Source organism: Paracoccus sp. (in: a-proteobacteria) (assembly GCF_032007265.1).
Classification (GTDB): Bacteria; Pseudomonadota; Alphaproteobacteria; order Rhodobacterales; family Rhodobacteraceae; genus Paracoccus.
The window spans coordinates 1-9,714 of the sequence record NZ_DALZMB010000128.1; the positions used below are offsets into that span (position 1 = coordinate 1).

Sequence of the window (9,714 nt, forward strand, 5' to 3'; positions counted from 1 at the left end):
GGCCTTCATCACGGGCAGCCCGGTCAAGGCCTTGATCTCGCTCACGCGCTTGGAGCTTTCGTGACCGTGAAGCTGGATGATATCAAGGGCGACCTGCGCAAGGACATGGGTCAATGTCGCATCATCGGGATTAACGAAAAGCCCGACCCGCGCGATGCCCAAAGGAATATTGGCCACGAGTTCTGCGGCGCGCTTGGCCGTAACCGCGCGCGGGGATTTCGCAAAAAACACAAAACCCAGATAGCGCGCACCGGCGTCGATTGCGGCTGCGACCGATGCCTCATCGGACAGGCCGCAGATCTTGACCGCAGCTGAGGGGCCAAGGGTTGCGGCGGGCGAAGGTGAGGGGCTGGCCACTGCTTGTCGCGGGCCGTTTTCACTTGAATCTGGATTGCTCATACGCGCGCACGTGCTTCAATCGCGGTATTTCCGGTGCCGTTGGTACCGGCGCTAGGGGCGGTTCTGGCCGAGGATTGATCCAGTATCGCCAGGACCTCATCTTTGTGCTTGCTGGGTCCGGTACTGCGCAGATGGCCCATTTCACGCTCGAGCCGGGCCAGCTCTGCGGCCCGACGGCTGGATTCCGCGCGCAATCCCGCCTCGCGCAGCCATTCCCAGATCAGGCCGACGACAACGCCGAACATGATCGCCAGAAAGAATGCGATAAAGGCGGGCATGGTCAAAGACCATGACCCGCCAAGGAACTGCCCGAACTGTGCCGGGAACAGACCGACCGTGATCATTTGCCGATTGGCCAAAGCCACGCCAAGCAAAATGATGGCGAGAAGAATTACGAAAGCCAATCTTAGCGCGCGCATGGAAAGCCCCTTAGGTCATTGCGCGCCCAATTTGGCCTATTCAGTCATCCCATTCAACCGGTCGCGCAGCAATTTGCCAGTTTTGAAGAAAGGAACGTGCTTTTCTTCGACGCTGACGGAATCGCCGGTTCTTGGGTTACGCCCAGTGCGCGCATCGCGTTTTTTGACCGAGAATGCGCCGAAACCACGCAACTCCACGCGGTCACCGCGCGACATTGCATGAATGATCTCTTCGAAAACCGTGTTCACAATGCGCTCAACGTCGCGTTGGAACAGATGCGGGTTCTCTTCCGATATTCTCTGGATCAGTTCAGAACGGATCATCTTCTACCCTGTGACTGGAACCAATAGCAGAGGTGCCTGCTGGCTACCTCAACACCACAACAATTTAGGAACGCTTAGCAAGTCATATAGTTGCAGACTTTAATCACGAAGCGAACAAAAGTTTTCTGGTGTGACGAAAGAACCCGCCCGGAGCCAATGATCCTGAGCGGGTCCCAAAAATCAGGTGGACCGGAACCAATGCAGGTCCCGGCCCCCCTCATCAGTTGCGGCTCTTGAGAGCTGCGCCAAGAATGTCGCCAAGCGATGCGCCCGATTCGGACGAACCGTACTGCTCAACGGCTTCTTTTTCTTCAGCAATCTCGCGTGCCTTGATCGACAGGCCCAGACGACGGGTCTTGGTGTCGATGTTGGTAACGCGTGCGTCGACGCTGTCACCGACCTGGAAGCGCTCGGGGCGCTGGTCCTGACGGTCACGAGCAAGGTCCGAACGACGGATGAAGGATTTCACGCCGTTGTATTCGACCTCAACGCCACCTTCTTCGATCGCGGTGATTGCGACGGTGACGATATCGCCACGCTTCACGCCATCAACAGCTTCCGACATGGTGTCGTTTTCGAGCGCTTTGATCGAGAGCGAGATACGCTCTTTCTCGACGTCGACTTCCTGAACAACTGCGCGGACGATGTCGCCCTTGCGGAAGTCCTGGATGGCGTCTTCGCCACGGGCATCCCACGAGATGTCCGACAGGTGAACCATGCCGTCGATATCGCCTTCGAGGCCGATGAACAGACCGAATTCGGTGATGTTCTTGACTTCGCCTTCGATCTGCGTGCCGGTCGGATGGGTCTCGGCGAAGACTTCCCACGGGTTACGCTGGGTCTGCTTAAGACCAAGCGAGACGCGGCGCTTTGCTTCGTCGATTTCCAGAACCATGACCTCAACCTCTTGCGAGGTGGACACGATTTTGCCGGGGTGCACGTTCTTCTTGGTCCAGGACATTTCCGAAACGTGGACCAGACCTTCGACACCAGCTTCCAACTCGACGAATGCGCCGTAGTCGGTGATGTTGGTGACGCGACCCTGATGGACCGAACCGATCGGGAATTTGTTCGCAACCGTATCCCACGGATCGGCCTGAAGCTGCTTCATGCCCAGGCTGATGCGGTGGGTGTCTTTGTTGATCTTGACGACCTGAACCTTGACGGTTTCGCCGATCGACAGGATCTCCGACGGGTGGTTGACGCGACGCCATGCCATATCGGTGACGTGCAGCAGGCCGTCAACGCCGCCCAGATCAACGAACGCACCGTATTCAGTGATGTTCTTGACCACGCCCTCGACGGTCTGACCTTCGGTCAGGTTCGCGATGACTTCGGCGCGCTGTTCGGCGCGGCTTTCTTCCAGAATTGCACGACGCGAGACAACGATGTTGCCACGGCGGCGATCCATTTTCAGGATCTGGAACGGCTGCTTCAGACCCATCAGCGGGCCAGCGTCGCGCACGGGGCGAACGTCAACCTGCGAACCCGGAAGGAACGCAACAGCGCCGCCCAGATCGACCGTGAAGCCGCCTTTGACGCGACCAAAGATGGCACCGTCGACGCGCTCTTCAGCTGCATATGCCTTTTCAAGGCGATCCCAGGCTTCTTCACGGCGAGCTTTCTCGCGCGAGATCGATGCTTCGCCGCGGGCGTTCTCAACGCGGTCAAGGTAAACCTCGACTTCGTCGCCAACTGCGATCTTGGCATCTTCGCCGGGGTTTGCGAATTCTTTCAGATCAACGCGGCCTTCCATTTTGTAGCCGACGTCGATGATGGCCTGGCCTGCCTCGATGGCGATGACCTTGCCTTTGACAACCGAACCCTCTTCGGGGGTGTCAATCTCGAAGCTTTCTTTAAGGAGGGCTTCGAATTCCTCCATTGCAGCTTTAGTGCTCATACGAACAGTTTTTCCTTTTCACGTGTTTTCTGGCCATGCGGTTGGCTCCGCCGGTCTTTTTACGCCATCCGGGCAGAATAACGGGTCGTAGCAAATGACGCCCGACCCGATAGAATTGGCCTGTTCTGGCCGTATCACCCATTGACTTGGCCCGCGCTATATTCCTCAATCGCGCGAAACGCAAGCCTTTCCGCAGATGATCCGGCGGAGGAACCGCTCACGCGGGCGAAGAAATGCTTGCGAAACCCCGCCGTTTTGCAGGTGGGAATGATCGCTTCACCCGCGCTTGGCGCGCACTGTGGCAATGGCCCGAGCGACCGCCTCGTCGATTGACAGATGCGAAGTATCCAGCAAAACCGCATCCTTGGCCATGACCATGGGCGCCACATCGCGGGCTGCATCGCGCGCGTCACGCTCGCGGATTTGTGCCAACATTTCCTCGGGTGAGGTACCCAGTTCGCGGGCGCGGCGGCTGGCGCGGGTTTGATCGTCGGCTACCACGTAAAGCTTGACCTCGGCATCCGGGCAAATGACGGTGCCGATGTCGCGCCCGTCCAGAACCGCCCCCTGCCCGTCGCGCGCAAAGCGGCGCTGAAATTCGACCAATGCGGCGCGAACCTGCGGAATGGCCGCCACACGCGACGCCGCCTGCCCGGCTTCGGCGCTGCGCAGATCGTCGCGCTCAAGATCCGCCGCAGTCAGACTTTGCGCAGCCGCGACCGGATCGCCGCCCTTGGCCCCGACGGCGCGGTAAAGCAGCCCCGTATCCAGATGGGTAAAGCCGAATTCCGCGGCAAGTGCGCGTGCAATCGTTCCTTTTCCGGATGCGGCCGGCCCGTCGATGGCAATGGTAAATGGCATGAAGCTGTCCTGAAACATCCTGGCCCGCAACGACCGGGCTTTGACAGGTTCCTTCGCATATCGGCCCCGGCGCGGTCCAGCCCCCGGCCCCGATCCCCGACCTTTTTCATCCAAGGCAAAATGCCAAAAGCGTCAGCCCCGCCTGAAACATTCGCGAAGTGAACAAATCTCTGATATTTTCGGGGTGATTGCGCAAAATATTCAATATGTCTGTTGCTTCCGGATCAGAGACGCGAAAACATGGCGATAGGCGGAAGCCCGCTGAGAGCGTTCACGGGCCCACCCCCGCTGCAGGAGATGCTGCGATGATGAGCGATATCGAGCGCGTGATGTATGCGCCCTCTGTCGAGGATGTCTGGGAACATCTGACACAGGAAGTGGCAAAGCTAGGCTTTCGATACGTCCACTACACGCTAAACAGGCGTATCAGCGCCGAGCTTTTAAGAATGCCGCCCGAGCAGGTGATCTTGTCCAACCTGTCCAAACCTTTGATCGATCAATTCTTGATCGGGGATTTTTCGCGCACCGCACCGCTTACCAGGTGGTTGCAACAAAACTGCGGCGTCAATTCCTGGGATTGGGTCTATGATCAATGGCAGCAAGGCTTGCTAAGCCAGCCCGAAGAACGCGCGCTAAGGGCGTTTTTGGAAGCGGGTCATCTGGCTGGCTGGGGGATCAGCCTACGCGGAATTGCGCCGCGCCTTGGCGGCGCGATCGTTTTTGGCGGCGAGCTGGGCATGACCCAGCCCCAGCTTGATCGGATCTGGAACAAGCATCAGCGCCAGGTGACAGCCCTTGCTGGCTTGGCGCATATGCGCATGGCCTCACTGCCCAGCCAACTTGCCGGTGAAATGCTGACGCAGCGGCAGCGTGAGGTCCTTGAGTGGATCTCGGCTGGCAAAAGCAATGCCGAGATCGCTGAAATTCTAGCGATATCCCTGCCCACGGTGGAAAAACATCTGCGACTTGCCCGGCAGGCCTTGGGGGTCAAGACCACGGCTCAGGCCATTATCCTTGCCACGCTGCGCCATCAGATCTTTATCGTCGAGCCGCAAATCAAGCGCGAAAACCTGCTGGCAGATGTGGCCTGATACGGTTTTGCACCCGGCACATATGCAAAACGCCGGCCACTTGGGCCGGCGTTTCTTATAACAAAGTCGAAAGGACTTATGCGCCTGCGCGGGTCTTGGCGACCTCGGCTGCAAAGTCTTCTTCTTTTTTCTCGATGCCTTCACCGACTTCGATGCGGGCATAGCCGGTCACTTCAACACCAGCATCTTTCGCAGCCTGAGCCACGGTGATGTCGGGGTTCATGACGAATTTCTGGTTCAGAAGGGTCACTTCTTCCAGGAATTTCGCCATGCGGCCTTCGATCATCTTGGCGATGACCGCTTCCGGCTTGCCCGATTCACGAGCCTGCTCGGTCAGAACGTTCTTTTCACGCTCGACCAGCGACTGATCAAGGTCAGCTGCCGACAGCGAGGCCGGGTTGGTTGCCGCGATATGCATCGCGATCTGCTTGCCAACTTCTTCGGCTTTGTCTTTGGGGCCGTTCAAAGCAACCAGAACGCCGATTTTGCCCATGCCAGCTGCTGCAGCATTGTGAACATAGGACACAACGGTTTCGCCGTTCAGAATGTGCATCCGGCGCAAAGTCATGTTCTCGCCGATGCGGGCGATTGCTTCGCTCAGAACCGTTTCGACGGTTTTGCCGTTCAGATGCGTCTGCATCAGAACTTCAAGATCTTCGCCGGTGCTCAGAGCCAGATCCGAAATCTCGCGGACGAGTTTCTGGAAGTCAGCGTTTTTAGCAACGAAATCGGTTTCCGAGTTCAGCTCGATCGCGACGCCGCGACCGTCCGAAACCGAAAGGCCAACCAGGCCTTCAGCGGCCACACGGCCCGATTTCTTTGCTGCTTTTGCAAGACCCTTGGTGCGCAGCCAGTCAACGGCGGCTTCCATGTCACCATTGGTTTCGGTCAGCGCCTTTTTGGCGTCCATCATGCCTGCGCCGGTCGATTCGCGCAGGTCTTTCACCATCGCTGCGGTGATAGCCATCGGATGTCTCCTTGCTTCGCTTTGCAATGCGTCAGGCGGGGCTATCCCCGCCTGATGTCAATTCCGTGAATGCCAGTCGCAAAAGCGATCAGGCTTCGGCTTCTGCCTCGGCTTCGTCGCCCAGCTCTTCAGCCGGAACATCGGTCAGCGAGCCAAGGTCAACACCAGCAGCGCCCATCTGAGCGGTCATGCCGTCCAGAGCCGCACGGCTGACGAGATCGGTGTAAAGAGCGATCGCGCGAGCCGCGTCATCGTTACCCGGGATGATGTAGTCAACGCCTTTGGGCGAGCAGTTGGTGTCGACAACAGCGACGACCGGGATGCCCAGCTTGTTGGCTTCAAGAATCGCGAGGTCTTCTTTGTTGACGTCAACAACGAAGATCAGGTCCGGCAGGCCGCCCATGTCGCGGATACCGCCAAGGCTTGCTTGCAGTTTGCCCTGCTCGCGTTCCATGCCAAGACGCTCTTTCTTGGTCAGGCCTTCTGCGCCTGCGCCAAGGGTCTCGTCGATGGCTTTCAGGCGCTGGATCGACTGGGAAACGGTTTTCCAGTTGGTCAGCGTGCCACCGAGCCAGCGGTGGTTCATGTAATATTGTGCGGATTTCTCAGCAGCTTCGGCAATTGCCTTTTGTGCCTGACGCTTGGTGCCGACGAACAGCACGCGGCCACCTTTGGCAACCGTGTCGCGAACGACTTTCAGCGCCTGCTCCAGCATCGGAGCGGTCTGGGTCAGGTCGACAATATGGATGCCGTTACGCTCACCATAGATGTACTGGCCCATGCGCGGGTTCCAGCGCTGGGTTTGGTGGCCATAGTGAACGCCAGCTTCCAAGAGCTGACGCATGGAGAATTCGGGAAGCGCCATGTTCGTTCCTTTCCGGTTTACGCCTTGGCAGGGTGTCTCAGGGCTGCGCCCCAACCGGTGGACCTGGACAGATTTCTCCTGCCTCGGCCCGACCCCGCCTGTGAAGTGAGCGCCACATAAGCCGAGTGCGCCCCAAGTGCAAGCCCTTTTGCGGCCAAGCGTCCATGGCGGAAAATACGCGACATTTTAGCGGATAGGGTCAAATCCCGCAAAACTGCTGCATTCTAAGCCATGCGCATAAACCCGCATTTAACCATTTGCCGGTCATATTGGCACCAACCAGCCAAGAAAGGAAATCCGTTGCGTGGCAATAAGTTGATCAGGCGTCGGGACGCCAAGTCGCAATGATGATATTGGCCCTGCCCCCACGCCTCGACCTGATCGAAGCGACGCCACTGACCAAGGCGCTCCGTCAGGCCTTTGGCAAACCGCTAACCGTGGATGCCTCCGGCGTGGAGCATCTGGGCGCCCTTTGCCTTCAGGTGCTGATCGCCGCTGCACGTCACTGGCGCGAAGAAGGGGTCAGCTTTGCAATCACCCCCCGCTCGGACGCCTTTGTCACCGCCCTTAACAACTTCGGCCTCGACGTCGAAACCGTCACGCTGGAGGAGGTATAATGTCACTGAAAGTCCTGGCCGTCGACGATAGCCGAACCATGCGCGATATGGTGCGCCTCTCGCTGTCATCTGTTGGCATGTCCGTGACCGTGGCCGAAGACGGCATCGACGGGTTGCGGGTTCTTGAGGAAATGGAACCAGATGCGATCATCTCGGACATCAACATGCCCCGCCTTGATGGTTTTGGCTTCATCGAAGCGGTACGCAAGATCGATCGATTGCGCGCGGTTCCCATCCTGGTCCTGACGACGGAAAGCGCGGATGAGCTGAAAACCAGGGCGCGAAACGCCGGGGCCACCGGCTGGATCGTCAAGCCATTTGATCCGCAAAAGCTGATCAAAACCATTCAGCTTGTCACCGGATAGGAATGGCTCATGTCTCACGACCCAATGGAAGAAATCCGGGCCTCCTTCTTTCTTGAATGCGAAGAGCTGATGGAAAGCCTCCAGGATGCACTTGTTGTGCTGGAGGGCGGCGGTTCGGATAACGAAACGATCAACGTCATTTTCCGCGCAGTACATTCGATCAAGGGCGGCGCAGGGGCGTTCGGCCTCAACGCGCTGGTCAGCTTTGCTCACCGCTTTGAGACCGTGATGGACGAATTGCGCGCTGGCCGCCTTGAATTGACAGATGACGCGGTCAAGCTCTTCTTTCAGGGCGCGGATGTGCTGCAAGATCATGTCCGCGCAGCGCAACTTGGCGGCCCAGAGCCTGATGCGTCGGAGGCGGTCCTCGAAAGCCTCGAAGCCTTACTAGGAGAGGACGGGCTTGTTGAAGACGAAGCGGTTGATTTCGCGCCTCTAGGCTTGGCCTTCAGCTTCACCGACACAGAGAGTGACCTAGGCACCGAGCTAGCAGACGAAAGCCACCACAGCTTAGAAAGCGACGATGACACCGGCGAATTGCCCGTGTGGCATATCAGCTTCAAGCCTCACGCCAAACTCTATTCCTGCGGCAATGAGGCGCTCCATATTCTCAATGCCATCGGCGAATTGGGCGATCATCACGTCCAATGCAAGCTGCCCTCGCGCCTTCAGCTTGACGAGGCAACTGCCGAAATCCCAGAAATTTCTTGGGAAATTACGCTGACGGCGGATTGCGAACTGCGCGACATCAACGAGGTCTTCGATTTTGTTGCTGATGTTTGCGACCTGCAGATTACGCCGATGGAACGGACCTTCCATCGCCCTTTTGCTGAGGCGGTCGGGGCCCATGACCCGCCCGGGCCGGTCCTCGAAGCTGATCCAAGCGCACCACCAATCAAGGCGGAACCTTTCATGCAGATCGAACCCGCAGAGCCCGCCCCAAAGCCGTCAGCGGCAAGCGATGACGCGCGCAGCGCAGCACCAGAAGCTGCATCCCGAAATCAGCCCCCGGCGCCAAGCGAACCCGCGACCAGCACCGTTCGCGTGGACCTAGACCGCATCGATCGTCTCGTAAACCTAGTTGGTGAGCTGGTGATCAACCAGGCAATGCTGGCACAAAGTGTCAGCGAGGCAGGGATTGCTGAACAGCCGGCCGTCGTAAACGGTCTAGAGGAATTCATGATGCTGACCCGGGATATCCAGGACAGCGTTATGATGATTCGCGCCCAGCCCGTTAAACCCCTTTTTCAACGCATGTCACGCATTGTCCGCGAGGCCTCCAGTGCCGTCGGAAAGAAGGTCCGTCTCAAAACCGAAGGCGAAACCACAGAGGTCGACAAGACTGTCATCGAACGCCTCGCCGATCCCCTTACGCATATGATCCGAAATGCTGTGGATCACGGTATAGAAGCCCAGGAAAGGCGTCTGTCCTCCGGAAAGCCTGCAGAAGGCATCATTACCCTTTCGGCGTCTCACCGTGCAGGCCGAGTCCTGATCGAAATCTCAGATGACGGTGCTGGCATTAATCGCACGCGTGTCCGGGAGATTGCCGTCACCAAGGGGCTTATTTCCGCAGATGCTCAGCTGACAGATAATGAAATCGACAACCTGTTATTCTTACCGGGGTTCTCAACTGCAACAGAGATATCGAACCTTTCCGGTCGAGGCGTGGGAATGGACGTCGTCAAAAGTGCTATATCGGCACTTGGGGGGCGTGTCACGATCACCAGCAATCCGGGTCAAGGCACCACTTTTTCAATCTCCTTACCTCTGACATTGGCGGTTCTTGACGGGATGGTTGTGCGCGTTGCGAACCAAACGCTCGTGGTCCCGCTGAACGCGATCGTCGAAACGGCTCTGTTGCACAAATCACGTGAGGGATTCATCTCGTGAATCCAGCGTGGTA

Annotated in this window: 11 protein-coding genes; 4 read left to right on the plus strand and 7 right to left on the minus strand. The window is 58.0% G+C overall.

The features are described 5' to 3' along the window. The 5 genes from RTS12_RS18350 to RTS12_RS18370 all read right to left on the minus strand — a co-directional run. On the minus strand, window positions 1-399 hold a 399-nt coding region (locus RTS12_RS18350), incomplete at its 3' end, for a phosphoribosylanthranilate isomerase (RefSeq protein ID WP_409455712.1). Further along, window positions 396-818 (minus strand): LapA family protein, encoded by a 423-nt coding sequence (locus RTS12_RS18355; RefSeq protein WP_312531097.1) that lies wholly within the window; start codon window positions 816-818, stop codon window positions 396-398. The genes RTS12_RS18355 and RTS12_RS18350, both read right to left, overlap by 4 nt. Before the next feature lie 36 nt (window positions 819-854). Then, complete coding sequence (gene ihfB, locus RTS12_RS18360) at window positions 855-1,142, minus strand: integration host factor subunit beta (RefSeq protein ID WP_312531099.1); 288 nt, start codon at window positions 1,140-1,142, stop codon at window positions 855-857. Between the two features lie 220 nt (window positions 1,143-1,362). Next, a complete protein-coding gene (rpsA, locus tag RTS12_RS18365) occupies window positions 1,363-3,042 on the minus strand; it encodes a 30S ribosomal protein S1 (RefSeq protein WP_312531101.1) in 1,680 nt (559 codons plus the stop codon). Window positions 3,043-3,318: 276 nt separating this feature from the next. Continuing rightward, window positions 3,319-3,903, minus strand: coding sequence for a (d)CMP kinase (locus tag RTS12_RS18370; RefSeq protein WP_312531103.1), 585 nt, complete (start codon window positions 3,901-3,903; stop codon window positions 3,319-3,321). A 308-nt stretch (window positions 3,904-4,211) separates the two neighbouring features. On the opposite strand from RTS12_RS18370, the gene RTS12_RS18375 reads away from it, so the two are divergent. Beyond that, window positions 4,212-4,994: an autoinducer binding domain-containing protein gene (locus tag RTS12_RS18375; RefSeq protein ID WP_312531105.1), complete on the plus strand. Its 783-nt coding sequence runs from the start codon at window positions 4,212-4,214 to the stop codon at window positions 4,992-4,994. Between the two features lie 76 nt (window positions 4,995-5,070). On the opposite strand, the gene tsf is transcribed toward RTS12_RS18375, so the two are convergent. Both tsf and rpsB read right to left on the minus strand, forming a co-directional pair. Then, a complete protein-coding gene (tsf, locus tag RTS12_RS18380; protein WP_312531107.1) occupies window positions 5,071-5,961 on the minus strand; it encodes a translation elongation factor Ts in 891 nt (296 codons plus the stop codon). An 88-nt stretch (window positions 5,962-6,049) separates the two neighbouring features. After that, entirely contained in the window at window positions 6,050-6,826 is a 777-nt protein-coding gene (gene rpsB / locus RTS12_RS18385) for a 30S ribosomal protein S2 (protein ID WP_312531108.1), read from the minus strand. Window positions 6,827-7,170: 344 nt separating this feature from the next. On the opposite strand from rpsB, the gene RTS12_RS18390 reads away from it, so the two are divergent. The 3 genes from RTS12_RS18390 to RTS12_RS18400 are packed head-to-tail and all read left to right on the plus strand — an operon-like array spanning window position 7,171 to window position 9,701. After that, window positions 7,171-7,443 carry an STAS domain-containing protein gene (locus RTS12_RS18390; protein ID WP_312531110.1) on the plus strand — a complete coding sequence of 91 codons (273 nt, stop codon included), beginning with the start codon at window positions 7,171-7,173 and terminating at the stop codon, window positions 7,441-7,443. Next, entirely contained in the window at window positions 7,443-7,808 is a 366-nt protein-coding gene (locus RTS12_RS18395) for a response regulator (protein WP_312531112.1), read from the plus strand. The genes RTS12_RS18390 and RTS12_RS18395 overlap by 1 nt, the downstream gene beginning before the upstream one ends. 9 nt (window positions 7,809-7,817) lie before the next feature. Next, on the plus strand, window positions 7,818-9,701 hold the full coding sequence (locus RTS12_RS18400; RefSeq protein ID WP_312531113.1) for a chemotaxis protein CheA: 1,884 nt from the start codon (window positions 7,818-7,820) through the stop codon (window positions 9,699-9,701). Window positions 9,702-9,714: the final 13 nt, after the last annotated feature.